Origin of the sequence: Actinomadura sp. WMMA1423 (assembly GCF_006547145.1) — a bacterium.
Taxonomy (GTDB): Bacteria; Actinomycetota; Actinomycetes; order Streptosporangiales; family Streptosporangiaceae; genus Spirillospora.
The window spans coordinates 8,312,197-8,338,561 of sequence record NZ_CP041244.1 but is presented as its reverse complement, the minus strand read 5'-3'; the positions used below and the strand labels follow the sequence as shown (position 1 = coordinate 8,338,561).

At 74.6% G+C, this 26,365-nt stretch carries 23 protein-coding genes; 15 read left to right on the top strand and 8 right to left on the bottom strand.

Annotated elements, in window-relative coordinates; translation table 11 throughout:
• The first annotated feature begins 1 nt into the window (after position 1).
• Both FKD65_RS38595 and FKD65_RS38590 read left to right on the top strand, forming a co-directional pair.
• Positions 2–2,224: a hypothetical protein gene (locus tag FKD65_RS38595; protein WP_141584232.1), complete on the top strand. Its 2,223-nt coding sequence runs from the start codon at positions 2–4 to the stop codon at positions 2,222–2,224.
• Positions 2,221–3,939, top strand: coding sequence for a hypothetical protein (locus FKD65_RS38590; RefSeq protein ID WP_141584230.1), 1,719 nt, complete (start codon positions 2,221–2,223; stop codon positions 3,937–3,939). The genes FKD65_RS38595 and FKD65_RS38590 overlap by 4 nt, the downstream gene beginning before the upstream one ends.
• 17 nt (positions 3,940–3,956) lie before the next feature.
• Here FKD65_RS38590 and FKD65_RS38585 read toward each other — a convergent pair whose 3' ends face one another.
• Positions 3,957–4,580, bottom strand: a complete 624-nt coding sequence (locus tag FKD65_RS38585) for a TetR/AcrR family transcriptional regulator (RefSeq protein WP_240809812.1) — start codon at positions 4,578–4,580, stop codon at positions 3,957–3,959.
• Between the two features lie 199 nt (positions 4,581–4,779).
• Here FKD65_RS38585 and FKD65_RS38580 point away from each other — a divergent pair, with 199 nt between their 5' ends.
• From FKD65_RS38580 to FKD65_RS38565, 4 genes are all read left to right on the top strand, one after another.
• Complete coding sequence (locus FKD65_RS38580; RefSeq protein ID WP_141584228.1) at positions 4,780–5,760, top strand: phosphotriesterase; 981 nt, start codon at positions 4,780–4,782, stop codon at positions 5,758–5,760.
• A gap of 110 nt (positions 5,761–5,870) precedes the next feature.
• Positions 5,871–6,956: a S1C family serine protease gene (locus FKD65_RS38575; RefSeq protein WP_141584226.1), complete on the top strand. Its 1,086-nt coding sequence runs from the start codon at positions 5,871–5,873 to the stop codon at positions 6,954–6,956.
• Between the two features lie 65 nt (positions 6,957–7,021).
• Positions 7,022–9,304, top strand: a complete 2,283-nt coding sequence (locus FKD65_RS38570; RefSeq protein ID WP_141584224.1) for an FdhF/YdeP family oxidoreductase — start codon at positions 7,022–7,024, stop codon at positions 9,302–9,304.
• A 55-nt stretch (positions 9,305–9,359) separates the two neighbouring features.
• A complete protein-coding gene (locus FKD65_RS38565; RefSeq protein WP_240809811.1) occupies positions 9,360–9,797 on the top strand; it encodes a DUF1707 domain-containing protein in 438 nt (145 codons plus the stop codon).
• A gap of 206 nt (positions 9,798–10,003) precedes the next feature.
• Here FKD65_RS38565 and FKD65_RS38560 read toward each other — a convergent pair whose 3' ends face one another.
• Positions 10,004–10,690 carry a TetR/AcrR family transcriptional regulator gene (locus FKD65_RS38560; protein WP_141584221.1) on the bottom strand — a complete coding sequence of 229 codons (687 nt, stop codon included), beginning with the start codon at positions 10,688–10,690 and terminating at the stop codon, positions 10,004–10,006.
• 125 nt (positions 10,691–10,815) lie between these two features.
• Between FKD65_RS38560 and FKD65_RS38555 the strand changes: the two genes are divergently transcribed.
• The gene (locus tag FKD65_RS38555; protein WP_141584219.1) at positions 10,816–11,829 is read left to right on the top strand and encodes an alcohol dehydrogenase catalytic domain-containing protein; all 1,014 of its coding nucleotides are present in this window, start codon (positions 10,816–10,818) and stop codon (positions 11,827–11,829) included.
• On the opposite strand, the gene FKD65_RS38550 is transcribed toward FKD65_RS38555, so the two are convergent.
• Together FKD65_RS38550 and FKD65_RS38545 are read right to left on the bottom strand one after the other, a co-directional pair.
• Entirely contained in the window at positions 11,816–13,219 is a 1,404-nt protein-coding gene (locus tag FKD65_RS38550; protein ID WP_141584216.1) for an amidase, read from the bottom strand. The two genes, FKD65_RS38555 and FKD65_RS38550, sit on opposite strands and share 14 nt — an antisense overlap.
• A gap of 2 nt (positions 13,220–13,221) precedes the next feature.
• Positions 13,222–14,253 (bottom strand): D-2-hydroxyacid dehydrogenase, encoded by a 1,032-nt coding sequence (locus FKD65_RS38545; protein WP_141584214.1) that lies wholly within the window; start codon positions 14,251–14,253, stop codon positions 13,222–13,224.
• 306 nt (positions 14,254–14,559) lie between these two features.
• Here FKD65_RS38545 and FKD65_RS38540 point away from each other — a divergent pair, with 306 nt between their 5' ends.
• From FKD65_RS38540 to FKD65_RS38515, 6 genes are all read left to right on the top strand, one after another.
• The gene (locus tag FKD65_RS38540) at positions 14,560–15,042 is read left to right on the top strand and encodes a DUF3830 family protein (protein WP_141587347.1); all 483 of its coding nucleotides are present in this window, start codon (positions 14,560–14,562) and stop codon (positions 15,040–15,042) included.
• Between the two features lie 16 nt (positions 15,043–15,058).
• On the top strand, positions 15,059–15,820 hold the full coding sequence (locus FKD65_RS38535) for an Asp/Glu racemase (RefSeq protein WP_141587346.1): 762 nt from the start codon (positions 15,059–15,061) through the stop codon (positions 15,818–15,820).
• A gap of 35 nt (positions 15,821–15,855) precedes the next feature.
• Positions 15,856–16,629, top strand: a complete 774-nt coding sequence (locus FKD65_RS38530; RefSeq protein ID WP_141584212.1) for an aspartate/glutamate racemase family protein — start codon at positions 15,856–15,858, stop codon at positions 16,627–16,629.
• Between the two features lie 21 nt (positions 16,630–16,650).
• Positions 16,651–17,310 carry a GntR family transcriptional regulator gene (locus FKD65_RS38525; RefSeq protein ID WP_141584210.1) on the top strand — a complete coding sequence of 220 codons (660 nt, stop codon included), beginning with the start codon at positions 16,651–16,653 and terminating at the stop codon, positions 17,308–17,310.
• 93 nt (positions 17,311–17,403) lie between these two features.
• Positions 17,404–18,657: an aspartate aminotransferase family protein gene (locus tag FKD65_RS38520; protein WP_141584208.1), complete on the top strand. Its 1,254-nt coding sequence runs from the start codon at positions 17,404–17,406 to the stop codon at positions 18,655–18,657.
• 113 nt (positions 18,658–18,770) lie between these two features.
• On the top strand, positions 18,771–19,910 hold the full coding sequence (locus FKD65_RS38515; protein ID WP_141584205.1) for an acyl-CoA dehydrogenase family protein: 1,140 nt from the start codon (positions 18,771–18,773) through the stop codon (positions 19,908–19,910).
• A gap of 62 nt (positions 19,911–19,972) precedes the next feature.
• On the opposite strand, the gene FKD65_RS38510 is transcribed toward FKD65_RS38515, so the two are convergent.
• On the bottom strand, positions 19,973–20,830 hold the full coding sequence (locus FKD65_RS38510; protein ID WP_141584203.1) for a triacylglycerol lipase: 858 nt from the start codon (positions 20,828–20,830) through the stop codon (positions 19,973–19,975).
• A 194-nt stretch (positions 20,831–21,024) separates the two neighbouring features.
• On the bottom strand, positions 21,025–21,684 hold the full coding sequence (locus tag FKD65_RS38505; RefSeq protein WP_141584201.1) for a TetR/AcrR family transcriptional regulator: 660 nt from the start codon (positions 21,682–21,684) through the stop codon (positions 21,025–21,027).
• A gap of 68 nt (positions 21,685–21,752) precedes the next feature.
• On the opposite strand from FKD65_RS38505, the gene FKD65_RS38500 reads away from it, so the two are divergent.
• Together FKD65_RS38500 and FKD65_RS38495 are read left to right on the top strand one after the other, a co-directional pair.
• Positions 21,753–23,180: an MFS transporter gene (locus tag FKD65_RS38500; protein ID WP_168221315.1), complete on the top strand. Its 1,428-nt coding sequence runs from the start codon at positions 21,753–21,755 to the stop codon at positions 23,178–23,180.
• Entirely contained in the window at positions 23,177–23,557 is a 381-nt protein-coding gene (locus FKD65_RS38495) for a cupin domain-containing protein (protein ID WP_141584199.1), read from the top strand. Before FKD65_RS38500 ends, FKD65_RS38495 begins: the two co-directional genes overlap by 4 nt.
• 45 nt (positions 23,558–23,602) lie before the next feature.
• On the opposite strand, the gene FKD65_RS38490 is transcribed toward FKD65_RS38495, so the two are convergent.
• Positions 23,603–24,751: a CaiB/BaiF CoA-transferase family protein gene (locus tag FKD65_RS38490; RefSeq protein WP_141584197.1), complete on the bottom strand. Its 1,149-nt coding sequence runs from the start codon at positions 24,749–24,751 to the stop codon at positions 23,603–23,605.
• Between the two features lie 74 nt (positions 24,752–24,825).
• Complete coding sequence (locus tag FKD65_RS38485; RefSeq protein WP_141584195.1) at positions 24,826–26,313, bottom strand: hypothetical protein; 1,488 nt, start codon at positions 26,311–26,313, stop codon at positions 24,826–24,828.
• Positions 26,314–26,365: the final 52 nt, after the last annotated feature.

Genomic DNA, 26,365 nt, shown 5'->3' with positions numbered 1-26,365 from the left:
GGTGGCCTGGCAGCTGCACTACACCTCCGCGCGGCGGGGGCCCACCGGCCGGGCCGGGTTCCAGTTCGTCGCCGAGACGCCCGGCCTGCCCGACGGGACGCGCGCCGCGGTGACGCCGTACCTGTCGTACCGCCCGCCGCCGGACGCGCCGCTGTCCCCGGGCGACGCGGAGCTGGAGCTGTTCCCGGTGTCGCTGCTGTACGACGAGGTCGACGGGCGCCCCCTGCTGCTGCGCTGCCGCTACCTCGGCCGCGACTACTCGGGCCGCTACGGCAACTTCTTCGCGCACGCGGTGGTCGCCGAGCCGGAGGAGCTGGAGGGGCTGCGTCCCGCCGAGCTGTGGCAGGCCGCGCACTGGACGCCGCTGCCCGCCCCGGGAGGCGTGCTCGAACCGGTGGAGGAGCTGACCCCGGGCGCCGCGCTCGACCCGGAGGCCCTCGCGGGCTGGCTCGCCTCAGCCGGGCCCGGCGACCCGTACGCGCTGCTCGCCCATCTCGTGGACGCCGTCGCGGGCGTGCTGGGCAGGGGGCACGGCCGCGTCGTCCTCATCGCCGACGACGTCGAGCTGATCGCCCGCTGGATCGCGGTCGTGTCGTACTCGCTGCCGGTCGCGGCGGCGGCGCGGCTGTCGTTCACCACCTACACCGCCGACCCCGACGGCGCGGCGCAGCGCCTGGTCGGCACGACGCCCGCCGTGTGGGCCACCGCCCAGAACCGCGCCTCGCACGCGTCGGTGTTCGACCTGCGGCGCGGCGCTCCCGAGGGCCGGGCCAGCCGCTTCGCCAGGACCGTCGCCGGCTGCTGGCGCGACCGCGACCTCGGCGGCCTGGACGCCCTCGCGGAGCTGGCGCCGCCGGACGACCCCGCGCGGGAGGGGGCCGCCGCGCTGCTGGCGCTGTCCCGGGGCGACGCGACCGTCACCGCCGGCGAGGAGGGCGCGGCGGCGGAGCTGCTGGCGCGGCGCGGAACCGGCCTCCCGGCGTGGGTGTGGCGCGATCTCGTCGCGGGCGTCCCGTCCATGGGCCTGGACCTCACGCTCGCCGTGCACGCGCGGGCGCGGGAGTCGGGGGCGGCGGACCTCGCCGCCCGGTGCGCGCTGCGCGTCGGCGGGCTGGTCTCCGAGGCGCTCGCCGGGGCGTCCCGCCTGGCGGAGGTCGCGGGGGCGGCGAGTGTGGCGGAACGGGCCGGGGCCGGTGTCGATCCCGGCGAGGTCGCGGCGTCGGCGGCGCGCTGCGTCCGGGGCGGCCCGGCCGAGCTGGCGGAGGCGCTCACCGGCTGCCCCGCCGGGCTGCGGGACGCGCTGCTGGACGGGATCGTCGCCGGGCTCGCCGGTTCCGGTGAGCGCGCGGCCGCCCTCACGCCCGACAACTGCGACCTGCTCTACGCGCACGCCGAACGGCTGCGCGCGGCGCCCGGGGTCGCGGTCCCCGTACTGGCGTCGGTCGGGCGGAGGCGCGCCGGCCGCCGGATCGCGGTGACGGCCGAGCTGCTGCGGCTGGACGGCTGCGAGCCCGGCGCCGTCGACGCGGCGGTGCGGGAGGTCTGGGCGGCGCCCCCGTCCGCGGCCGAGTGCCTCGAACTGCTGGACGCCTGGGGGGCCGAACCGCCGCCCGCCGCGCTGGCCGAGCTGCCGTCCCGGACCTTCGCGCGGCTCGCGGGCCCCGGAGGCGACGGCCTGGCCGAGCCGGCGGCGCTGCGGCTCGCCGAGCGGGTCCGCGCGCTGGCGCCGGACGGGCGCGCCGGGCGCGACGCCGCCCTCGTCCAGGCCTACGGGATGGCCATCACCGCGGACCCGCCGCGGGCCGCGCGGGCGCTGGAGAGCCTCGCCGACGCGCAGGGCGCCACCGAGCGGCTCGCCCGGGAGGCGTTCGCCGACGCGGCGCTGAGGCTGTCGCCGCGCCCGCCCGGGTTCCGGGCGGAGCTGCTGGCGGCCGTGCCGGCGCCCGTCCGGGCGCGGCTCGCCGCGCGGTGGACGGGCGAGCTTCCGGGCCGCGTCCGCGCCGGCCACGCCCCGCTGCGCGGCCAGGAGGTCGAGCGGCGCAACGAGCTGGTCGAGGTGGTGCTGCGGCTGCGCCGGCTCGGCGCGGGCGAGCCGGCGCTGGAGTCGTGGGCGCGGGCGGCGGCCCGGCGGTGGCTCGCCGCCAAGCAGCTCGACGCGCATCTGGCGAGCCGCCCTGAGCTGCGCGCCGAGCTGCGGGACCTCCTCGCGGAGGACGCGACGTGAACCCCGTCCTCGTGCTGCTGCTGATCGCCGTGTGGCTCGGCGCCATGTGGCTCGGGTTCATGTACGTGTTCCCCGTGCTGTTCGCCGCGACGCTGGTCGTCGCGGGCGCCGCCGCGCTCGGCGTGTACTGCCTGCACGCGTGCCGGACGCTCGCGCCGTCCACGCTGGAGGGGCCCTCGCCGGTCGCGGCGCCCGAGACCGCCTACCGGCACTACCTGCTCGGCCAGGTGTGGCGCGACTGGTGGACGATCAGCCGCACGGTCGTCCCGCAGGTGTACCGGACGGCCCGCGGCGTCGTGCTGGTCCTGACGCGGACGCTCCTCGGCGGCCCGTGGGGGTTCTTCGCCTTCCCCGTCTGGCTGGCGCTGTGCGCGGGCATCGTCGCCGCCGCCGTCCCCGCGTCGGTGTTCGTCCTGGCGCTGACCGTCCTGTACGGGCTGGTCGCGGCGGTCGGGCTGGCGGTGTGGCTGGCGTGCGTGCTGGTCCTGGCGGCGGTCGAGCGCGTCTTCATGGGGTACGCCCGCATCCTGCAGACCTGCCCGCACCCCTTCTGCTACGAGCGCATCGGGCTGCCGGAGTACGCGTGCCCGAACTGCGGCGCGCGGCACCGGCGCCTCTCGCCGGGGGCGGGCGGCGCGTTCCGGCACGTGTGCCGCTGCGGGGCGCGGCTGCCCACGACCGTCCCGCTCGGGCGCTTCCGCCTGGCCGCGTACTGCCCGCACTGCGGCGGGCGGCTGCCCGAGCGCATCGGGCGCGTCCGCGTGGAGCCCCTGCCGTTCGTGGGCGGGCCCGCCGCCGGCAAGACCACGTTCATGGTCCTCGGCATCCGGGCCCTGCACGCGCGGACCCGCGCCGTCCACGGGCGGCTGTCGTTCGTCGAGCCGCGGCACGCGCAGGCGTACGCGGGCGCGCTGCGGGAGTTCCAGCGCGGCGGGCGCCTCGCCAAGACCGGCCCGGAGCTGCCCCTGGCCACCATGGTCGACGTGGAGCTGCCGGGGCGCGCGCGGCGCATCCTCTACCTGTTCGACCCCGCGGGCGAGCACTACACGGGCGCGACGGAGGTCGAGTCGCTGCGCTACCTCGACCACAGCGAGGCGCTGCTGTTCGTCGTGGACCCGTTCGCGCTCCCCCAGCTGCGCCGCTCGCTGACCGGGGAGGAGCAGGAGTTCGTGGACGAGGCCGCCGCGTCGTCGGAGGAGGACCCGGCCGACACCCTGCAGCGGGTCCTGAACGAGCTGCGCTCGCGTCCCGACCAGGGGCGGCAGAAGCGCGTCGCCGTCGTCCTCACCAAGACCGACCTGCTGGTGCGGACGGAGATCGGCCGCGGCCTGGACCCCGGCGCCGACCCGCGCGAGTGGCTCGACCGCGTCGGGCTCGGCAACACCGTCCGCACGCTCGACCAGGTCGCCGCCCAGGTGCGCTACTTCGCCTCCGGCCTCGGCACCGAGCCCGCCGACGTCGCCGACCTGCTCGGCTGGGTGACCGGGCTGCCCGCCGGCGCGGCGGACGGCGGCCGCCCGCCCTCCGACGTCCCGCCGGAGCCCCCGGGCACGGCGCCGCTGCGGACCCCGTGGCCGGTGCGGGGCCGCGGCCCCGGCCGGGTCCCAGCCGGGTACCAGGTCGGCCGCTGGGCCGTCCTGGCGGGCCTGTCGGTCCTGACGGTCGCCACCATCGCGGGCGCGGCCCTCGCCGCCGCCGAGCGCCTCCCGTTCTGACGTCCGTGCCGGTGGTGTCAGGGTGCGGGGCGGTCCAGGGCGCCGAGGATGAACCCGGCGACCTCGTCGGCGAGGCGGGAGGCGGGCTTGGGGCCGTTCGCGCGGTACCAGGCCGGCATCTGGTTGACCATGCCCAGCGCGACGATCGTGATGGTCTCGGCGGGCGTGCCGGTGCCGAACACGCCGTCCCGCTGGCCCTGCTCGATGAGGCCCCGGAACGTCACGTGGTAGCGGCGGCGGTCGGCGCGCACCGAGCGCATCCGGGCGTGGTCCAGCCGGTGCATCTCGCGGGCGAACACCTTCGCCTCGTCGATGTGCTCGGCGGTGCTGCGGATCAGCCCGGTCAGCACCGCGTGGACGGCCTCGCGCGGCGGCAGGCCCCGCGCCAGCACCGCGCCGAGGTCGGCGAGCTGGCGGGCGATCAGCGAGTGGTAGATCTCGTAGAGCAGGTCGTCCTTGGAGTCGAAGTAGTGGTAGAGCGCGCCCTTGGTGACCTCGGCGGCGGCCACGATGTTCTGCACCGACGTCCCGTCGAAGCCGCGCTCGGCGAACAGCCGGAGCGCCGCGTCCAGGATCCGCCGCTCGACCGCGCTCTGCCGGACGGGCGCCGTGGACTCCGGCACCGATTCGGGCTGCGCCACCTGGGGCACCTCCTTCGCGGGCGGGCATTGACTCCGGTGTGTCCCGCGCCATAGCTTGCCAGAAACCGACCGGTCGGTATGCACGCCGTGCCAGTATGCACCCGCGGCCGCACCGCGCACCGCGGCATCACGAGCACCGCAGTACCACGAGCACCGCAGCCTCAGACGCACCGCCCACGCACCGCCAGAGGGAGATTCGATGCCCGCAGTTGAAACCGTCCGCGGTCCCGTCGACACCACCGCTCTCGGGCGCACGCTGATGCACGAGCACGTCTTCGTGCTGGGCGCCGAGAACGTCCAGAACTACGGCGCGGGCGACTGGTGGGACGAGGAGGAGAAGGTCGCCGACGCGGTCGGCAAGCTGCGCGAGCTGGCCGGGCTCGGCGTCACCACGATCGCCGACCCCACGGTGTGGGGCCTCGGCCGCTACATCCCGCGGATCCAGCGGATCAACGAGGCGGTGCCGGAGCTCAACATCATCGTGGCGACGGGCCTCTACACCTACAACGACGTGCCGTTCCAGTTCCACCACCGCGGCCCCGGCACGCTGGTGGACGAGGGGCCGGACCCCATGATCGCCGACTTCACCCGCGACCTGACCGAGGGCATCGCCGGGACGGGGGTCAGGGCCGCGTTCCTCAAGTGCGCCGTGGACGCCCCCGGGCTCACGCCCGGCGTCGAGCGGGTGCTGCGGGCCGTCGCGGCGACGCACCGCGAGACGGGCGCGCCGGTCACCGTGCACACCGAGAGCTCGATCCACGCGGGCCGGACGGTCGTGGACCTGCTCGGCAAGGAGGGGGTCGACCTCGCCAAGCTCGTCGTGGGGCACGCGGGCGACAGCAACGATCTCGACTACCTCATGGAACTGGCCGACACCGGCGCGATCCTCGGCATGGACCGCTTCGGCCTCGACATCATCAACCCGACCTCCGACCGGGTCGCCACCGTCGCGGCCCTGTGCGAGCGCGGCTACGCCGACCGGATGGTCCTCAGCCACGACGCGTCCTGCTTCATCGACTGGTTCGGCCCCGATCCGGCGACGGTGCCCGCGATGCAGCCGAACTGGCACTACCGCCACATCGACGAGGACGTCCTGCCCGCGCTGCGCGACGCCGGGGTCACCGACGGGCAGATCGACCAGATGCTCGTGGAGAATCCCCGCCGCTACTTCACCCGCTGAGCCCGTCCGGGCGCGTCCGGCCCGTCCGGGGCCCAGATGCCTCCTCCTGCTTCGGACTATTCCCCCGTAATCGGGAATCATGGGAGGAACCTGCGGGAGGAGGCTTCGAGGTGAGCGAGGATTCCGGGCGCGGGCGCGCCCGCGCCGCTGTCCCGTTGCTGCTGGCCCTGCTGCCCGCCCTGCTCGCCCCGGGCTGCCGGGTCGTGGAGAGCGGGGCCCCGCAGGACGTCCCGCCGGCCCCCACGGCGGCCAAGAGCAAGCACGCCAAGCCCAGCGGGCGCCGCCCCGGCGTCGTCAACATCGAGACCGAGCAGACGCTGAACGGCACCCGCGCCGCCGGGACCGGCATCGTGCTCACCCCCTCAGGCTTCGTGCTGACCAACAACCACGTCATCCAGGGCGCCACCACGATCAAGGGCACCGACGTCGACGACCGCCGCACCTACACCGCGCAGGTCGTCGGCTACGACCGGACGGGCGACATCGCGGTGATCCGGCTCTCCGGCGCGACCGGGCTGAAGGCCGCCGCTTTCACTTCCGCGAACGGCGTCGCGGTCGGCGACACGGTCACCGCCGTCGGCAACGCGGGCGGCAAGGGCGGCACGCCCGCGGTCGTCACCGGCCGGGTCACCGCGCTGGATCAGTCCGTCACCGCGCGCGACGACAGCAACGGCACCTCCGAGCGGCTCACCGGCCTGATCGAGACGGACACGCCGATCAGGCCGGGCGACTCCGGCGGACCGCTGCTCGACACCTCCGGCAAGGTCATCGGCATCAACACCGCGGCGTCGGCCGGGATCGCGGTGAAGGGCACCGACCAGCGCAAGGAGCACCGCGGTTACGCCATCCCCTCCGACCGCGCCCTGGAGATCGCCCGGCAGATCCAGCGCGGCGAGGCGTCCTCGACCGTGCACATCGGCAAGACCGCGATGCTCGGCGTCAAGGTCCGCCCGAACGGCCGCTCCCCCGGCGCGCTGGTCGCCGAACTCGTGCCGGGCTCCCCTGCCGAGGCCGCCGGCGTCCCGGTCGGCGGCGTCATCGTCGCCTTCGGTGACGCCGCGGTCGACACCCCGTCCACCCTCACGACCCTGATGCTGGCCCGCCATCCGGGCGACGCCGTCCGGATCGAGTGGACGACGAGCCAGGGCGAGCGCATGGCGGGGACCGTCCACCTGACGGAAGGCCCGCCCCAGTGACATGGCCGGTCCCGCGCCGGCGTGCGACAGTGGTGTTTCGGCCGACCACGAGGATGTGTGCCCATATGACGCGCAAGGCGCCCGCTGGTGACTTCGACGACGACGGCCTCGAGGTCTCCGCGCCGAAGGACTGGGCCGCGGGCGTTCCCGGCGTGACGGCCGCGCTGCGCCACGCCCGCGAGCAGATGGGCGTGCGGCGGACGGCGCTGACGCTGCTGCGCGTCAACCAGAAGCAGGGGTTCGACTGCCCCGGCTGCGCCTGGCCGGAGGGCGGCCACCGGCACGCCGCCGAGTTCTGCGAGAACGGCGCCAAGGCCGTCGCCGAGGAGGCGACGGTCCGGCGCGTGACCCGGGAGTTCTTCGCCGAGCACAGCGTCGACGAACTGGCCGGACGGTCCGACCACTGGCTCGGGCAGCAGGGGCGCCTCACCGAGCCGATGGTGAAGCGCGCCGGGTCGCGGCACTACGAGCCGGTGGCGTGGGACGAGGCGTTCGGCCTGCTGGCGTCGGAGCTGAACGCCCTGGACTCGCCGGACGAGGCCGTCTTCTACACCTCCGGCCGGACGAGCAACGAGGCCGCGTTCGCCTACCAGCTGTTCGCGCGGGAGTTCGGCACGAACAACCTGCCCGACTGCAGCAACATGTGCCACGAGTCGTCGGGGTCCGCGCTCAGCGAGACGATCGGCATCGGCAAGGGCTCGGTGCTGCTGGAGGACCTCTACCGGGCCGACCTGATCTTCGTCGTCGGCCAGAACCCGGGGACCAACCACCCGCGGATGCTGTCGGCGCTGGAACGCGCCAAGAAGCAGGGCGCCCGAGTCGTCGCCGTCAACCCGCTGCCCGAGGCGGGGCTGATGCGGTTCAAGAACCCGCAGCGCCCGGCGGGGCTGGCCGGGCGGGGCACGGTGCTCGCCGACCGTTTCCTGCAGATCCGGCTGAACGGCGACCTCGCGCTGTTCCAGGCGCTCAACCGGATGCTGCTGGAGTCGGGCGCGCCCGGCGCCCTCGACCGGGAGTTCCTCGACGCCCACGCGCACGGCTTCGAGGCGTTCCGCGAGCACGTCCTCGGGCTGGACTGGGACGACGTGCTGGAGGCGACCGGCCTCGCCCGCGCGGAGATCGAGGCGGTGCTGGGCGACGTCCTCGGCGCCGAGCGGATCATCGTCTGTTGGGCGATGGGCCTCACCCAGCACCGCAACTCCGTGCCGACGATCCGCGAGATCGTCAACTTCCTGCTGCTGCGCGGCAACATCGGCCGGCCCGGCGCGGGGGTCTGCCCGGTGCGCGGCCACTCCAACGTCCAGGGCGACCGGACGATGGGCATCTGGGAGCGCCCGAAGCCCGCCTTCCTGGACGCCCTCGCCGCCGAGTTCGGCTTCGAGCCGCCCCGCGAGCACGGCCTGGACACCGTGGAGGCGATCCGCGCCATGCGCGACGGCAGGGCGAAGGTGCTCCTCGGCATGGGCGGCAACTTCGTCCGCGCCACCCCCGACTCCGCCGTGACGGAGGCGGCCCTGCGCCGCTGCCGGCTGACCGCGCACGTGTCCACCAAGCTCAACCGGTCGCACGCGGTGACCGGCGAGGTGGCGCTGATCCTCCCGACGCTCGGCCGCACCGAGCGCGACGTCCGGGAGACCGGGCCGCAACTCGTCTCCGTCGAGGACTCGATGGGAATGGTGCACGCCTCCCGCGGCCGGCTCGGACCGGCGTCCGAGCACCTGCTGTCGGAGGTCTCGATCGTCTGCCGGCTCGCCGGGGCCGCGCTTCCCGGCTCGGGCACCGACTGGGCGGCGATGGAGCGCGACTACGACGTGATCCGCGACCACGTCTCCCGGGTCGTCCCCGGCTTCGAGGACTTCAACGCGCGGCTGCGCGAGCCCGGCGGCTTCACGCTCCCGCACGCGCCCCGCGACGAGCGCCGGTTCCCGACCGCGACCGGCAAGGCCAACCTGACGGTGAACGAGCTGGAGGTCCTGCGGGTCCCGGAGGGGCGGCTGCTGCTCCAGACCCTCCGGAGCCACGACCAGTACAACACCACGATCTACGGCCTGGACGACCGCTACCGCGGCATCAAGGCGGGCCGCCGCGTCGTGCTCGTCAACCCCGCCGACCTGGCCCGCCTCGGCGTCGCCGACGGCGCGCTCGTCGACCTCGTCTCCGAGTGGCCGGACGGCGCCGAGCGCCGCGCCCCCGCCTTCCGCGCCGTCTCCTACCCGACCGCGCCGGGCTGCGCGGCGGCCTACTTCCCGGAGGCGAACGTCCTGGTCCCGCTGGACAGCACGGCCGAGATCAGCAACACCCCCACGTCCAAGTCCGTGGTGATCCGCCTGGAGCCCGCCGGGCCCTGACGCGGGGCGGGCCGGAGCACCGGCGCGGGGCACCGTCCTGGTCTAGGCTGCGGGCATGACGAACCTCCCCGAGCGTCCCGGAACGCCCGGTGCGCCGGAGATGCGGGCCGGTGACGCCGACCGCGAGCGGATCGCGAACCTGCTGCGGGACGCGGCCGGCGAGGGACGGCTGACGCTGGCCGAGCTGGACGAGCGGCTCGACGCGGTGTACGCGGCCAAGACCTACGCGGAGCTGGAGCCGATCACCCGCGACCTGCCGTCGCCGGAGCGGGCTGCGCCCCCGGCGACCGGGGCCGGCTGGCGGCCGGTGCCGGGCGCGCCCTCCTGGCGCAGCGGCATCGGGATCATGATCGGGTTCCGCCGCGCGGGCGTGTGGAACGTCCCACCCAGGTTCAGCGCGTTCGCGTTCTGGGGCGGCGGGAAGATCGACCTGCGGAACGCCTTGTTTACTCAGTCCCGGCCCACTTCGCTCGCCTGGCGGCTCGCTACGTGACCGTGCCTGGGCGAACGCGGCATCGCTTCGCGATCTGCCCGGCTCCGCTCGCCTCCGGCCTCGCTCCACCGGCCAGGTCACGCGTTCGCGCGCGTGGTTGCGGCCACTTCGAGACAGGCCTGTGAGTCTTGTGCCGGCTGGTCTGGGATCGGCCGGCAAGGACGGTGTCGGCTGCTTCGACCTGGGTCGTGACTCGAGACGGGCCCCTAGTCAGCGAGGCGGTCGAGCCACTCGCCGAGCAGGGCCGTCTCCGAGGCGGTGAGCCCGGTCGGCGGGGCCGCCTGGAGGGCCGCCTTCAGCGCCACCGCGCGCGACGCGAGCGGCGCGTCCGCGTGGTCGCCGCCGTCCGCGGTCACGGCGGCGAGGACGGCCTCGCGCGTGCGGACCGAGGCGTCCCGGTCGTCGGCGGACGGGCTCGCGATCAGCGTGAGGGCGACCCCGACCCCGGCGGCGTGGATCATGCGGGCGGCGGTGGCGACCGGGACGCGGAGGCGCCCCGCGCGCGCGACCGCCTCGACCAGGCCCAGCAGGATGCCGTACGCCTCCCCGGCGGCGGCCGGGGTGCGGGGCGTCCCGTACATCAGCGTGTAGAACGCCGGATGGGTGACGGCGTACTCGATGTGCAGGTCCCAGCCGCGGCGCAGGTCCTCGACCGGATCGCCGGTGCTGCCCTGCGCGCGCTTGCCCGCCAGGTACTCCTCGAACCCGTGGGCGGCGACGGCGTCGAACAGGCCGCGCTTGTCGCCGAAGTGGTGGTAGAGCGTGGGCGCCCCGACCCCGGCGGCGGTGCACACGGCCCGCGTCGACACCGGTTCGCCGCCGGCCTCCATGAGCAGCCGCGCGGCCGCGCGCAGGATGCGGTCCCGCGTGTCGGGGTCCTTCTGAGCAGTCACAACAACGATGTTACAGAACTTTTCGAGCAGCGCTATGCTCGACGGTATAGCGTGACTATAGTGTGCGTTATACCGATGCTACGACGGGCCGTCGGGCCCGCCACCACATGAGAGGGGGCGCCGCCGTGCGCAGCGCCGTTCTGACCGCCACGGGCAAGCCGCTGGAGATCATCGAGCGCGAGGCGCCCGAACCCGGGCCGGGCGAGATCCTGGTGAAGGTCACCGCCTGCGGGATGTGCTTCTCCGAGGTCAACCACCTGCGGGGCCACTACCCGTTCGGGACGTTCCCCGTCGTCCCCGGCCACGAGGTCAGCGGCGTCGTCGCCGCGCTCGGCGAGGGCGTCGACTGGCCCGCGGTCGGCACCGCCGTGGGCGCCGCCTGGCTGTACGGGTCGTGCGGCCACTGCGACGAGTGCGTCCGCGGCGACCAGATCCTGTGCACGGGCGCGCCGAAGCAGATCACCGGCGTCAACCGGGACGGCGGGTACGCCGAGTACTTCCTCGGCCGGGCCGGGTTCGTCACCCCGCTCCCGGACGGCCTGGACCCGGTCGCGGGCGCGCCGCTGATGTGCGCCGGCATCACCGCGTTCAACGGGCTCCGGCTGGCCGGGGCTGCCGCCGGATCGAAGGTGGCCGTCCTCGGCACCGGCGGCGTCGGCACGATGGCCCAGCGCTTCGCCACCGCGATGGGCGCCCGCGTCGCCGTCGTGTCGCGGTCGCGCCGCGCCGAGGGGGAGGCGCGCGGCCTCGGCGCCGAGCTGTTCGTCGCGACCGCCGAGCAGGACCCCGCCGAGGCCCTGCGGGCGTGGGGCGGCGCCGACCTCGTGGTCAACACCGCCCCCGACACCGCGACCGGGCTCGCCGCGTTCGGCGGCCTGCGCCCGGGCGGGACCCTGCTCTACCTCGGCATGGGCGCCGAGAACGTGAGCGTGCCGCCCGCGGCCCTCGTCACCGGGCGGCTGCGGGTGATGGGCGTGCCGTCGGGTTCCCCGCACGACCTGCGCGACACCCTCGCGTTCGCGGTCGCGCACGGGATCGTGCCCGAGGTCAACCCCGTCACGCTGGACGAGGCCCCGGGCGTCCTCGCCGCGATGGACGAGGGGACCAACCGGGGCCGGGCGGTCATCACCTTCGAGTGAAGCGCGTCCACGGGCGGGCGCGCTCGTAGGCGGCGCACGCGGCCATCACCAGGGCGTCGGCGTGCCGGGCGCCGACGACCTGGAGGCCGACCGGCAGGCCGCCGGAGGTGAAGCCGCAGGGCAGGCTCGCGGCGGGCTGCTGGGTCATGTTGAACGGGTAGGTGAACGGGGTCCACCCCGTCCAGCGCGGGGACGGCGAGCCCGGCGGGACCTCGAGGCCCGCCTCGAACGCCGCGATCGGCGTCGTCGGGGTGAGCAGCAGGTCGTAGCGCTCGTGGAACAGGCCCATGCGGCGGCCCAGCTCCATGCGGCGGGCGGTGGCCGTCAGGTAGTCCTGCGCCGAGTACCGCGCGCCCTGGTCGCAGATCTCCCGCAGGCCCGGGTCGAGGAGCCCGCGCTCCTCGGGCGACAGGTGCTCGACCACCTTGGCGGCGCCCGCGAACCACAGGACCTCGAACTCCCCGACCGGGTCGCCGAAGCCCGGGTCGGCCTGCTCGACCTTGGCGCCCAGCTCCGCGAAGACCTCGGCGGCGGCCGCGACGGACGCCGCGACCTCCGGATCGACCTTCGCGAACCCGAGGTCGGGACTGAACGCGACGCGCAGGCCCGTCAGGTCGCCGTGGCCGCCGGCGCCGGTCTCGGCGAACACCACGTCCGGCGGCGGCAGCGCCGACCAGTCGCGGGCGTCGGCGCCGCAGACGGCGTCGAGCAGCAGGGCCGCGTCGGCGACGGTGTTGGTCATCGGGCCGATGTGCGCGAGCGTGCCGAACGGGCTCGCCGGGTAGTGCGGGATGCGGCCGTAGGTCGGCTTGATCGTGAAGGTGCCGGTGAACGCGGCGGGGATCCGCACCGAGCCGCCGCCGTCGGTGCCGAGGGCGAGCGGGGCCATGCCCGCCGCGACGGCCGCCGCCGCGCCGCCGCTGGAGCCGCCCGGCGTGCGGGAGGGGTCCCACGGGTTGCGGGTGACGCCGGTCAGCGGGTTGTCGGTGACGCCCTTCCAGGCGAACTCCGGCGTCGTGGTCTTGCCGACGAAGACCGCGCCCTGCTCGCGGAGGCGGGCCACGGACGGGGAGTCCTCGTCCCACGGGCGGGCGGGGTCGATCGTCCTGGAGCCGCGCAGCGTCGGCCAGCCGCGGGTGAGCAGGACGTCCTTGATCGAGACGGGCACGCCGTCCAGCGGCCCGAGCGTCGCGCCGCGCCCCCATCGCTGCGCCGCCGCGCGCGCCATGCCGAGGGTGGTCTCCTCGTCGACGAGGCAGAACGCGTTGAGCTCCGGGTCGTCCCGCTCGATCCGGGCGAGGACGGCGCCGACGGCCTCGACCGGGGACAGCGCCCCGGCCCGGTACTCCGCGAGCAGTTCGGTCGCGGTCAGATCGGCCGCATCGGCCATGGCTACCCCCTCTGGTGTGATGCCGTCCGCTCCCGCGGACCGGCCGGCTCCGAGCCGACATAGCCGAGGCCCTTGTCGACGACGTTGAGCAGCGGGCGGCCGGACACGCGGCGCCCGAGGTTGTCGACGAACAGCCGGACCAGCTCGTCGCGCCAGCCGACCACGTCGCCGGACATGTGCGGGGAGACGACGACGCCCGGCATGTCCCACAGCGGGGAGGACGGCGGGAGCGGCTCGTCCTCGAAGACGTCGAGCGCCGCGCCCGCGATCCGGCCCGCGCGCAGCGCCTCGACGAGGTCGGGCTCGGCCACGAGGCCGCCGCGGCCGATGTTGATCAACCGCGCCGACGGGCGCATCCGCTCCAGCGCGGCGGCGTCGATCATGCCGCGGGTCTGCGGGGTGAGGGGCGCGGCGAGCACGACGTAGTCGGCGCCGGCGAGCGCCTCGCCCAGCCGGTCCATCGGGTGGACGGTGCCGAGGTCGGGGTCGCCTTCGCGGGCGGTGCGCCCGACCCCGGAGACGGCGAGGCCCGCCGCCGTCAGCCGGCGGCCGATCGCGCGGCCGATCGGCCCGGTGCCGACGACCAGCGCGCGGGCGCCGGTGATCCGCTCGGTCTCGCGGTGCCGCCAGCGCCGCTCGCCCTGGAGCCGGAAGGTGGTGTGCAGGTCCTTGGCGAACGCCAGCACGAGCCCGAGCACGTATTCTGCGATCGGCTCGTCGAAGACACCGCGCGAGTTGGTGACAATGGTGTCACTGCGGGTGAGGCCGGGGAACATCAGCCGGTCGACCCCGGCGCTGGCGATATGGACCCACCCGGGGCCTCCGGAAGCCGGCCAGGCGCCCGCCAGGGCGTCCGAGAGAAAGTCCCACATGAACAGGATGTCGGCCCCGGGAAGCGCCTCCGCCAACTCTGTTTCGCGCACGTAACGGACGCGCGCGAGGCGCTCCGCCTCCTCCATGCCGCGCGGATGGACGTCGCCCACCAGTACCACCACGTCAGGCGGGCTACCGGATGCGGGCTGAGCAGCGTCCATGGGAGTCACTTCCGGGGTGTGCGGAGTTTACGAGAAGGCAACGGCGGGAGGCATTGACACGCTAGGAAGCGTTCGTAGGATTGTCAACAATCAACGCGGTGCACTGCGGCCTCGGTCACCGCGATGGGATATGTGCTGCAAGACCGTCGCAACCGCTGCCCAGCAGGGCCAGGACGGATCCCAGAGCGCTCTAACAGCCCCCGTCCGGGGGTGTGGGAGGACGCACTCCCACGAACATGGAGAGTCCTTCGGGTGGCGACGCTCTCGCCCACCCCTGTTCACGGGGAGGTCAGCATGTCCAAGCTCATGACCATCACGCTGGAGCGCCGCGGCGTCTCGTGCGTCGCGGAGCTTCTCGAGAAGGACGCCCCGCGGACCTGCGAGGCGGTCTGGAACGCTCTACCCCTCGGAGGCGAGGCGTACCACGCCAAGTACGCCCGGAACGAGGTCTACACGATGGTGGAACGGTTCTCCGAGGAGGAGATCGGCCTGGAGAACCCGACCGTCACCCCGATCCCGGGCGACGTCGTCTACTTCTCGTTCCCCGGCGGGATGCTCGACCGGAAGTTCAAGGAGGAGAAGAACATCCACGCGCTGCCCGGCGTGATCGATCTCGCGATCTTCTACGGCCGCAACAACCTGCTGCTGAACGGCGACGTCGGCTGGGTGCCCGGGAACGTCTACGCGACGATCGTCGACGGCCTCGACCGGATGGCCGAGGCGTGCAACGACGTGTGGCGGTCCGGCGGAGTCGGCGAGCGCCTCCTCTACGCGCGCGCAGAGTCCTAGAGTGACGGCCGCGCAGATGACATTCGACCCCTCGCTGGTCGTCGGCCCAGAGCTGCTCGCCCAGCACGGCATCGGGGTGGTCGCGCCGTTCGACTTCGCGCTCGACAGGGAGCTGTGGCGCTGGACGCCCGACGACGTCTCACTGTTCATGACCCGGCTGCCGTACGTGCCGGTCCCGGTCACGGTGGAGATGGCCTCCGCCCTGTCGGACCAGTCGATCGTCCGGCAGGCGACGCGCGACGTCCTGGCTCCCGAGCCGCTCGCCGTGGCCTACGCCTGCGCGTCGGGCAGCTTCATCCGCGGCAAGGCGGGCGAGATCCAGCTGCACCAGTCGATGCTCCAGGCCGGCGCGCCGGTGTCGACGACGACCTCCGGCGCGCTGGTGGAGTCGCTGAGGCTGCTCGGCGCCCGGCGCATCGCGGTCGTCACGCCCTACATCGACGCCGTCACCGAGCGGCTCGTGTCGTTCCTCGGCGAGCACGGCATCGAGGTGGTGGCCTCGGTCGGGCTGGGGCTGCTCAGCCACATCTGGAAGGTCGGCTACGGCGAGATCGTCTCGGCGGTGTCGGCGGTCGACCACCCCGAGGCCGAGGCGGTCTTCATCAGCTGCACCAACGTCCCGACCTACGACATCATCGCGCCGCTCGAGCAGATGATCGGCAAGCCGGTGCTCACCGCCAACCAGGTGACGATGTGCTCGGCGCTGCGCGCGATGGGCCGCACGGCGTCCGGTCCCGGTCAGTCCCTGGTCAGGCTCGCTCCCTTCACCGCGGCCTAGCCGCCCTGATCTCCGAGAGTAGGATTGTCGACAACATGCACCAGAACGGGTTGCGCGCGGGGTTCCTCTACCCCGGCTACAGCGCCGAGGACGACTACCCCGCCATCGAGCGCGCCCTAGGGGAGGTCCACCTCCCGGTCGTGCACACGCTGATGCGCGAGGACGCGCACCGCGTCGACGCGCTGCTGGACATCGGCGGCGCCGACGTGCTCGGAGACGGCGCCCGCACGCTGCGCGAGCACGGCGTGAAGGCCGCCGTGTGGGCGTGCACCAGCGGCAGCTTCGTCTTCGGCTGGGACGGTGCCGCGCAGCAGGTGGCGGGCGTCCGCGAGGCGGCGGGCGTGCCCGCCTCCAGCACGTCGTTCGCGTTCGTGCACGCGGCGCGGGCCCTCGGCGTCACCCGGGTCGCGGTCGCCGCGACCTATCCGGCCGACGTCGCCGAGCGGTTCGTCGCGTTCCTCGCCCACGCGGGCATCGAGGTGGTGGCGCTGTCCTGCCGGGGCATCGTCACCGCCGCCGAGGTCGGCACCCTCGGCCGCGACGAGGTGCTGGCGTTCGTCGCGGCCAACGACCACCCCGACGCCGAGGCCGTGCTGGTGCCCGACACCGCGCTGCACACCGTGGCCTGGCTCGACAAGCTGGAGGCGCGGGTCGGCAAGCCGGTGCTGACCGCCAACCAGGTGAGCGTGTGGGAGGGGCTGCGGCTCGCGTCCGGCCCTGACGGGCTCCCGCCGCGCACCGGGCTGGGCCGGCTGTTCGCCGTCCCCGCCGCATTCCCCTCGCATGAACGACATGCCTGGCAGATGTGAGAAGACGAAAGGGAACCGCGCATGGGCCGACTGGGTGAGTTGGAGCCTGTTCCCCGCAAGTCGACGGTGGAGATCGTCTCGGACGAGCTCCGCTCGGCGATCATGTACGGGTCGCTGGAGCCCGGCGCGCAGCTCGGCGAGGCCGAGCTCGCCGCGCGCCTCGGCATCAGCCGCGGACCGCTGCGCGAGGCCATGCAGCGGCTCGTCCAGGAGGGGCTGCTCGTCAGCGAGCCGCACCGCGGACTGTTCGTGATCACGCTGGACGAGGGGGACGTCGAGGACGTCTACCTCGCCCGGCTCGCGATCGAGCGCGAGGCCTGCCGGCTGATCATGGAGCGGAACCGGGGCGAGGCGGTGGCGCGGCTCACCGAGGCCCTTGAGGCGCTCGTGGCCGCCGCGCGCGAGCGCGACCGGGTGGCGATGAGCGACGCCGACCAGGCCTTCCACGAGGTGCTGGTCAGCTCATCGGGCAGCCCGCGGCTGGAGCGGATGGCGCACACGCTGCTGGTGGAGACGCGCATGTGCCTGAACGCGCTCCAGGACACCTACCCCGAACCCGCCGACCTCGTCGAGGAGCACCGGCGGCTCGTCGACGCGATCGGCGACGGCGAGGAGGAGCACCTGCTCACCCTCATCGAGGAGCACATGACCGACTCCATCAACCGGCTGCGCGAGTCCTAGCTTCCGGCGCCGCCACACAGGAACGGCCCCGCTGGACAACCGGCCCGGGGCCACCTAGATTGCAGATTGTCGACAATCTACCGGAGGGACGATATGGCGACGCTGTCTCCCCTGCTCAAGCAGGCCACCCCCGTCCTTGCCGAGCGCGGCGAGGGCGTCTACCTCTACGACGCCGAGGGGCGCCGGCACCTGGACTTCACGGCGGGCATCGGCGTCGTGAACACCGGCCACTGCCACCCGCGCGTGGTCGAGGCCGCGCAGCAGCAGGTGGGCACGCTCATCCACGGCCAGTACACGACCGTCATGCACCGGCCGCTGCTGCGGCTGACCGAGGCGCTCGGCGAGGTACTGCCGGAGGGGCTCGACTCCCTGTTCTTCCTCAACAGCGGCAGCGAGGCGGTCGAGGCGGCCATCAGGCTCGCCCGGCACGCCACCGGCCGGCAGGGCATCGTCGTCTTCCACGGCTCCTTCCACGGCCGGACGATGGGCGCCGCCGCGCTCACCACGGCCGGCACGAAGTTCCGCGCCGGGATCGGCCCGCTGATGCCGGGCGCCGCCATCGCGCCGTTCCCGCAGGCGTTCCGGTACGGCTGGTCGGAGGAGGAGGCGACGCGGTTCGCGCTGCGCGAACTCGACTACCTGCTCGCCACCGCGAGCCCGGCGGCCGACACCGCCGCGTTCATGGTCGAGCCGGTGCTCGGCGAGGGCGGCTACATCCCCGCCCCGCCCGCGTTCCTCGAGGGGCTGCGCGAGCGCGCCGACCGGCACGGCATCCTGCTGATCGTCGACGAGGTGCAGACCGGGTTCGGGCGGACGGGCCGGTTCTGGGGCCACGAGCACGCGGCCGTGCGCCCCGACGTCCTGATCACGGCCAAGGGCCTGGCGAGCGGGTTCCCGCTGTCGGCGATCGCCGCGCCGGAGGCGCTGATGGCCAAGGCCCGGCCGGGGTCGCAGGGCGGCACGTACGGGGGCAACGCGGTGTCGTGCGCCGCCGCGCTCGCCACCCTCCAGGTCGTCGTCGACGAGGACCTCGTCGGCAACTCCGCGGTGCAGGGCGCGCGGCTGAACGACGGGCTCCGCAAGGTCGCCGCCGACCACCCGGCGATCGGCGACGTGCGCGGGCTCGGGCTGATGCAGGCCAGCGAGTTCACCACGCCGGACGGCGAGCCCGACCCCGCCGCCGCGGCGCGGGCGCACGCGGCCGCCGCCGAGCGCGGGCTCCTGCTGCTGACCTGCGGCGCGTTCGGCAACGTCGTCCGCATGATCCCGCCGCTGATCGTCACCGGGGAGCAGATCGACGACGGGCTCGCCCTGTGGGCGCAGGCCGTCGCCGACGCCGTCGGCTGAGCCGGCGGCGGCGTCCACGGGCCGGTCGGCCGCTCACCGCGCGGCCGGCCGGCGACGGCGCACCGAGGCGCCGCCTGCTACATTCCGAACCTCGTTCTGTGCGAGGAGGCGCGGTGGATCCCTGGCAGACCCCGGAGCGGGCGGCGCTGCGCGCCCTCGTCCGCGACTTCACCGCGCGGGAGATCGCGCCGTTCCTCGCGGACTGGGAGGACGCCGGTGAGCTGCCGCGGTCCCTGCACGTCCGGGCGGCCGAGGCGGGGCTGATCGGGGCCGGGTTCCCGGAGGAGGCCGGCGGGTCGGGCGGGGGGCTGCTGGACGCGCTGATCGTCGCCGAGGAGATCATCCAGGCGGGCGGGTCGGGCGGCGTGGTCGCCTCCCTGTTCACGCACGGGATCGCGCTGCCCCACATCATCGCCTCCGGCGACGCGTCGCTGATCGACCGGTTCGCGCGGCCGGTGCTCGCCGGAGAGATGATCGGCGCGCTCGGGATCACCGAGCCCGGCACCGGGTCGGACGTCGCGGGCGTCCGCACCACCGCCGTCCGCGACGGCGGGCACTACGTCGTCGACGGCGCCAAGATGTTCATCACCTCGGGCGTCCGGGCGGACTTCGTCACCGCCGCGGTGCGAACGGGCGGGCCCGGCGCCGGCGGCATCTCCCTGCTGGTCGTGGAGAAGGGCTCCCCGGGCTTCACCGTCTCCGCGCCGCTGCGCAAGATGGGCTGGCTCTGCTCCGACACCGCCGAGCTGTCGTTCGACGGCGTCCGCGTGCCCGCGGCGAACCTCGTCGGCGCGGAGAACGGCGGATTCCTGCAGATCGTCCAGAACTTCGTGGCCGAGCGGCTGTCGCTGGCCGTCCAGGCGTACGCGACGGCGCAGCGCTGCCTGGAGCTCACCCTGTCCTGGGTCCGGGACCGGGAGACCTTCGGGCGCCCGCTGGCCTCCCGGCAGCTCGTCCGGCACAAGATCGTCGAGATGGCGCGGCTGACGGACGTCGCCCGCGCCTACACCCGCGCCGTCGCCGAACGGCACGCCGCCGGCGAGGACGTCCTCACCGAGACCGCCTACGCCAAGAACACCGCCGTCCAGGCCTGCGAGCACGTCGTGCACGAGGCCGTCCAGCTGCACGGCGGGATGGGCTACATGCGCGAGTCGGAGGTCGAGCGCCACTACCGCGACGCCCGCATCCTCGGCATCGGCGGCGGCACCAACGAGATCATGAACGAGATCGCCGCCAAGCGCCTCGGTCTCTGACGCGGGCCCGCGGCGGCGCCCGGTGGCGGGCGGGGATGCCGCCGGGCGCCGCCGGTTCCGCGTCAGCCGAGGGGCTTGGCGCAGTCGATGGGCCAGTACGGTCCCCAGATGTCGAGCGAGTTCAGCACGAACTTGATCATCACCGGGTCGAAGGCGATGCCGACGTGGGCGTTGGTGTCGTTCGGGCACTTGTCCTGCAGCAGGACGTTCTGCGCGTTGGAGCCGTTGAGGAACTCCGAGGTGTAGGGCGTGACGACCTCGTCGTACTTGGTGGACAGCACGATGTAGGTCGGGCCGGGCACGGTGTCGCCGCCCTCGTTGAGCGTCTTCAGGAAGTCCGAGCCGACGATCTGCTGCCCCGCCGCCGGCGCGGCCTTCACGACCGCCTGCGTGATGCCGAGCAGGCTGCCCAGCTCGACCAGCCCGGACATGTTGGTGCCGTGGTTGGACGGCACGATGCCCACCAGCTTGTTGACCTTCGCGGCGCCGCCGAGGAACTTCATGTAGTACCGCGGCATCATGCCGCCCTGGGAGTGCCCGACGATGTCGACCTTGGACGCCCCGGTGGAGGTCCTGACCCTGTCGACGAACGCCGACAGCTCACCGGCCGACGTGGGAATGTCGTTGATCCCCTGGACGGGGCCGTCCTTCGGGCCTCCGTAATTGAGGGCGTAGACGCAGTACCCGGCCTTCTTCAGCGCCGGTGAGAGCTTCTGCCAGTTGAACGCCATGTTCTCGAACGTGCCGTGCACGAGCACAACGGGACGGGGGTGCGGGAACGACGGCTTGCAGTTCCAGTCGTTCGCCCCTTCCGGGCTCGTCTCGGCGTGCGCGGCAGGGGCGACCGCCCCGACCAGGCCGAGAGCGGCGGGAATCGCCGCCGTGATGACCGCCAGCGAGCGGAGCCGTGTGAAACGCATGGGCATCTCCCTAATGCGGGCACGACGAATTCGGCCGGCGTCCGGCCTTTTCAGATCGTCGTGTTGATCGGGGTGGAGTGCCCACAACGTACGACCGCGTTCCAGCGCAGTCTTGTCGGTCGACCGCCGGTTACTCCGGCCGAATTGTCAGCCGATTCACAAGGAATCCGCGCGCGGCGGCGTGGCCTGCGGCCTCAGCCGCGGGTGAGGCCGTCGACGAGCGCGCGCAGCCCGTCGAGGTAGGTGTCCCGCGCGGTCAGCTCCGCCCAGCGGCCGGACAGGGAGGCGAGCCGCGGCAGCTCCTCCGGGTCGAGCTCGGCGAAGACCCGGTCGCGGTAGGTGGGCCGGTCGTCGCCGGCGCGCCTGCGGGCGGACGCGGCCCGCACGAGCATCTCCCCCGCCGTGTAGTACCAGACCGCCCGGTAGCCGTGGACGGCCTGCTCGATGGTGAGGCCGCACTCCATCAGGGCGTCCACGATCCGCTCGTTGAACCAGAGCGCCTCCCGCGCCATCAGGTCGTCGGCCGTGAGCACCTCCACGATCCACGGGCAGCCGGCCAGCGTCTCGCGGATGGCCGCGGCCAGCACGACGACGCGCTCGCGGGGGTCGCCGGGCAGTTCGGGCCTGCGCAGCGTCCGGGCGGCGTAGTCCTCCAGCAGCAGGAGCAGGAGCTCCTCCTTGTCGCGCACGTGGTGGTACAGCGCCATCGGGGTGCTGCCGACCTCCCTGGCCAGCCGGCGCATCGTCAGCCCGCCGGCCCCCTCCTCGTCCACGATCCGGCGGGCGGTCTCGATGATCTCCGTGCGGGAGATGCGGGGCGGCCTGCCGCCGCCCCGCCGCTCTGAGGACGCCATCCCCCCATCATCGCCCAGCACCCGCCCCGGACTGGACAGCCGAGCGATCTCCGCCTAGTTTTTTATACATGTATAAAAACTCGAGACCCGGGGTGGTGCTGGCGGCCGCGTCCGTCGCCCAGTTCGTCGTCGCCCTCGACATGGCGGTGGTCAACGTCGCGCTGCCCTCGATCCGGACGTCCCTCGGCTTCGCCCCGGTCGACCTGGCCTGGGTCGTACACGTCTACGCGCTCACCTTCGGCGGGTTCCTGCTGCTCGGGGGCCGGGCCGGCGACCTGTACGGGCGGCGCCGCCTGTTCGTCCTCGGCCTCGCGGTCTTCGGCCTGTGCTCGCTCGCCGGCGGCATGGCCCAGGCGCCCTGGCAACTCGTCGCCGCCCGCGCGGGGCAGGGGGTGGGCGCCGCGGCGATCGCCCCCGCCGCCCTGGCGCTGCTGACGACCACGTTCGAGGGCCGCGCCCGCGTCCGGGCGCTCGGCGTGTGGAGCGCGGTGAACGCGGCGGGCGGCGCGCTGGGCGTCCTCGCGGGCGGCGTCCTCACCGAGTACGCGGGCTGGCGCTGGGTGATGCTGGTCAACCTGCCGATCGTGGTGATCGCCCTGGCTCTGGTCCCGGCGGGCGTCCCGGCGGCGCGTGCCGCCGCGCGGGAGCGGGCGGACGTGCTCGGCGCGGTGCTCGCCACCGGCGGAATCGGGCTCCTCGTGTTCGGCGTCGTCCGCACCGGCACCCGCGGCTGGACTTCCGCCGCCACCCTCGCCACCCTGGCCGCGGCGGCGGCCGTCCTCGCGGCGTTCGTGTTCGCCGAGACGAGGTCCCCGGCTCCGCTCGTCCGGCTCGGCCTGCTGCGCGGCCGCTCCGTGGCCGCCGCGAACCTGATCGTCTTCTTCGCCGCCGCGGGCCAGTTCTCCGCTTTCTACTTCGTCTCCCTCTACATGCAGCAGGTCCTGCACATGGGGGCCGCCGAGACGGGTGCCGCGTTCCTGCCGTTCTCCGCCGGGCTGGTGGCCGGGACCGTGGCCGCCACCCGCATCACCTCGGCGCGCTCGCCGCGCGCGTCGCTGGTCCCGGGCGCCCTGCTCGCCGCCGCGGGCCTCGGCTGGTTCGCATTCATCAGCCCCGGCGGCGGCTTCCTCACCGACGTGCTCGGGCCGTCCCTGCTGTGCAGCGTCGGCACCGGCCTCGTCCTCGCCCCGGTCGCCGTCGCCGCCACCACCGGAGTCGCGCCCGGTGAGGCGGGCACGGCCTCGGGCCTGCTCAACAGCTCCCGCCAGCTCGGCGGCTGCGTCGGCCTGGCGGCCCTCGCGACCGTCGCCGCACAGCGAACCGGGGGCATCGCGACCGAGACCGCGCTGAACGACGGCTACGCCCTGAGCCTCGCGGTCGCCGCCGCCCTCTTCCTCGTCGCGGCCGCCGTCGCCGCGGCCCTCCCGCGCCGGGGGGCCACCGCATCGCCCTCCCCCGCACCCGAGGAACACCTACTGGAAGGAACACGCTCATGAACCCGATCGACATGTTCGCCTCCGCCATCACGTTCCACCCGGACGGCGCGGTCCGCGCGGCCGAGCGCCGGATGACGGGCGACGGCGGCGGCTGGCAGATCGCGGCGTTCCGCGTCGAGACCGACGAGGACGTCCACGCCGACCACTGGGAGGTGCACCCGGCCGCGGAGGAGGCGGTGTGCTGCCTGTCCGGGGGCCTGCGGGTCTACTTCCGTCCAGAGGAGCCCGGCGGCGAGGAGGAGATGGTGCGGCTGACCGCCGGCGCGGCCGTCGTCGTCCCCCGCGGCCGCTGGCACCGCCTGGAGCTGGACGGCCCGAGCGACGTCATGTCCGTCACCCTCCGCCACGGCACCCGTCTGGAGAAGCGCACGGCCTGACGGGCTCCGGTGGCCGTGCCCGCGAAGGCGCGGCCACCGGTCCGGTCAGGCCTGGGCGACGGCGCCTTCCTTGAGGAGGGTCTCGGCGTCGTCGAAGCCCAGTTCGTCGAGGACGGCCCTGGTCTGGCCGCCGGGCAGGACGGGGACGCCGTCGGTCCCGGCGGGGGTCCGGGAGAAGCGCGGGGCCGGGGCGGGCTGGCGGTGGCCGCCGAGTTCGGGGAAGACCTCGCGGGAGGTGTTGTAGGGGTGCTCGGCGGCCTCGGTCATCGACAGGACGGGGGCCACGCAGGCGTCGCTCGGGACGAACACCTCCGTCCACTCGTCGCGGGTCCTCGTGCGGAACGCGGCGGCGAAGCGCTCGCGCATGTCGGGCCAGCGCTCGCGGTCGTACTGGGCGGGGAGGTCCTCGTCCCCGTCGAGGCCGAGGCGGCGGAGGAACTCGGCGTAGAACTGGGACTCGATGGCGCCGACCGCCATGTGGCGGCCGTCGGAGGTCTCGTAGACGTCGTACCAGGGGGCGCCGGTGTCGAGCAGGTTGACGCCGCGGCGGTCCTCCCAGATGCCGCCCGCGAGGAAGCCGTGGATGAAGGTGGACAGGTGGGCGGTGCCGTCCACGATGGCGGCGTCGACGACCTGGCCGCGCCCGTTCGCGCGCGTCTCCAGCAGGGCCGCGAGGACGCCGGTGACGAGGTACATGCTGCCGCCCGCGAAGTCGCCGAGCAGGTTCATCGGGACCTGGGGCGGGCCGCCGGCGCGGCCGATGGCGTGCAGGGCACCGGTGATCGCGATGTAGCCGACGTCGTGGCCCGCGGTGTGCGCCAGCGGCCCCTCCTGCCCCCAGCCGGTCATCCGCCCGTAGACCAGGCGGGGGTTGCGGGCCAGGCACTCGTCCGGGCCGATGCCGAGGCGCTCGGTGACACCGGGGCGGAACCCCTCGATCAGGACGTCGGACTTCTCCGCCAGGCGCAGGACGACCTCCTTGCCGCGCTCGCTCTTGAGGTCGACGGCGATCGACCGCTTGCCGCGGTTGGTGAAGTCGGTGCCGCCGGCGGTCTCGCCGTCCCGGACGGCGGACGCCCGGTCGACGCGGATCACGTCGGCGCCGAGGTCGGCCAGCAGCATCGCCGCGAACGGCCCCGGCCCGATCCCGGCCAGCTCGATCACCCGCACTCCGGAGAGCGGCCCCTTGCCCATCTGCGACTCCCTGAATCTGGTTCGGTTCCCCCCAGTGTGCCCGATCAGGGTAAGCGGATGCTGACCGGCCCGCCCTAACGGGCGGTCAGCGCGACGGGCGTGCCGGGGACGCCCCCGGCCCTGAGGAGGCGGTCGCGCGTCACCGGCCGCCGGACCCCCTCGGCGTGCGGGACGAGGCCGCGCCCCGCCGCCGCCAGGTAGTACCAGCGGCCCGACGGGGCGCGCCACCACGTCCCGCTCACCGGCCGCCCGGCGTCGCAGGCGCCGGTGCCCTGGGGCTCCGCCGCGAGCAGGGTCGCGAAGGCGGCGGCGCCGCCGTCGGCGTAGGTGAACCGCGTGCAGGCCCAGTCGGCGTGCCGCCCGCCGTGCGGGAGCGTCCCCGACCAGAAGTCGAACGCCATCGCCGCGGAGACGGGCCGGGAGGGTGCGGGCACCGCGCAGGCCAGCCGCTCCCAGAACGACCGGGCGGTGCGGCCGAGCCGGGCCTGGCCGTCCCGGCCTCCCGGGCGCCGGTCCGGCGCGCGGTGGCCGAGGACGGCGGCGCGGGCGCCGCCGAGGTCGCCGACCGTCCGCGAGCCGAGGTGGAACAGCGGGCCCCGGCCGCACTCGGTGCCGGGGCGGACCGGGGCCGTCACGCCGCCGGACGTGGCGAGCCGCCGTCCGGCGAGGGTCTCGGGCCGGGCGTCCCAGGGCGCGAGGAGGTAGCGTCCGCCGCCGAGGGCGATCGGGGCGGACGGGTCGGCGCCGATCGCGGCCACGTCGAGGCGGCCGGGGGCGTAGCGGGCCAGGCGGCCGCCGCTGCGCATCACCGCGAGGGGCGCGCCGTCCAGGCGGCCCGCGTACAGGAGCTGCGCGGCGCCGCTGTCCGGGCGGCGGCCCTCCGGCGCGGCCGCCCACGCGCCGGCGGCGCGCCGGGTGAAGGCCCGGTCCCCGGCGAGGTCGCCGCGGGCGGGCCAGACGTCAAGGGAGCGGGCGCCGCGCGTCCAGGCGCCGGGCGCCGCCGCGACGAGGCTCAGGCCGCGGGCGGCCGCCTCGCGCGGGCCCTCCCGCTCGGTGGTGAGGAGCGCGCCGACCAGCGCGGCGGTGAGCAGGACCGCGGCCGCGAACGGGAGCACCGAGCGGGTGCGGACGGGACGCAGCAGCGCCGGCTCGAACCGGTCGGCGCGGCGGGGCACCGGCACCTCGACGACCTCGGCGGCGCGGATCACCCGCCACGGGTCGCGCACCCGCAGTTCGATCAGCTGGTCGCGGACGGCGTAGCGGGGCATCCCCTCCACGATCCGCAGGACGTAGGCGACGCGGACGTAAGGATCGAGCCGGGACAGCGCCGCGGTCAGCGCGGGGTCGGGCAGCCGGGCGGGCAGCGCGCGCAGCCACGGGCCGAGCCCGATCTGGAGGCGGCGGGGCGGGCGCAGCGCCCGGCGCAGCACGCGGGTGCGGCGGCGGGCGTGCCCGGCGGCGGAGCGGTCGCGAGCGCCCCGCGCGCTGGAGTCCACGATCCGGCGGGCGATCGCCAGCCGGTAGACGCGCTTTCCCCGTCCCGGCAGAACGAAATACGCCATCCGGACAAGGTCCCCATAAGCCGTTTCGGACGGCGGTGTTTCCTTGTACGGA

Bases quoted from the DNA above. Each gene is read 5' to 3' on its own strand.
- FKD65_RS38550 (WP_141584216.1), bottom strand. From the start codon at position 13,219: ATGGCCGATGCGGCCGATCTGACCGCGACCGAACTGCTCGCGGAGTAC.
- FKD65_RS38505 (WP_141584201.1), bottom strand. From the start codon at position 21,684: ATGGCGTCCTCAGAGCGGCGGGGCGGCGGCAGGCCGCCCCGCATCTCC.
- FKD65_RS38495 (WP_141584199.1), top strand. From the start codon at position 23,177: ATGAACCCGATCGACATGTTCGCCTCCGCCATCACGTTCCACCCGGAC.
- FKD65_RS38570 (WP_141584224.1), top strand. From the start codon at position 7,022: ATGACGCGCAAGGCGCCCGCTGGTGACTTCGACGACGACGGCCTCGAG.
- FKD65_RS38510 (WP_141584203.1), bottom strand. From the start codon at position 20,830: ATGCGTTTCACACGGCTCCGCTCGCTGGCGGTCATCACGGCGGCGATT.
- FKD65_RS38580 (WP_141584228.1), top strand. From the start codon at position 4,780: ATGCCCGCAGTTGAAACCGTCCGCGGTCCCGTCGACACCACCGCTCTC.
- FKD65_RS38500 (WP_168221315.1), top strand. From the start codon at position 21,753: ATGTATAAAAACTCGAGACCCGGGGTGGTGCTGGCGGCCGCGTCCGTC.
- FKD65_RS38565 (WP_240809811.1), top strand. From the start codon at position 9,360: ATGACGAACCTCCCCGAGCGTCCCGGAACGCCCGGTGCGCCGGAGATG.
- FKD65_RS38520 (WP_141584208.1), top strand. From the start codon at position 17,404: ATGGCGACGCTGTCTCCCCTGCTCAAGCAGGCCACCCCCGTCCTTGCC.
- FKD65_RS38540 (WP_141587347.1), top strand. From the start codon at position 14,560: ATGACCATCACGCTGGAGCGCCGCGGCGTCTCGTGCGTCGCGGAGCTT.
- FKD65_RS38530 (WP_141584212.1), top strand. From the start codon at position 15,856: ATGCACCAGAACGGGTTGCGCGCGGGGTTCCTCTACCCCGGCTACAGC.
- FKD65_RS38485 (WP_141584195.1), bottom strand. From the start codon at position 26,313: ATGGCGTATTTCGTTCTGCCGGGACGGGGAAAGCGCGTCTACCGGCTG.
- FKD65_RS38525 (WP_141584210.1), top strand. From the start codon at position 16,651: ATGGGCCGACTGGGTGAGTTGGAGCCTGTTCCCCGCAAGTCGACGGTG.
- FKD65_RS38545 (WP_141584214.1), bottom strand. From the start codon at position 14,253: ATGGACGCTGCTCAGCCCGCATCCGGTAGCCCGCCTGACGTGGTGGTA.
- FKD65_RS38535 (WP_141587346.1), top strand. From the start codon at position 15,059: ATGACATTCGACCCCTCGCTGGTCGTCGGCCCAGAGCTGCTCGCCCAG.
- FKD65_RS38490 (WP_141584197.1), bottom strand. From the start codon at position 24,751: ATGGGCAAGGGGCCGCTCTCCGGAGTGCGGGTGATCGAGCTGGCCGGG.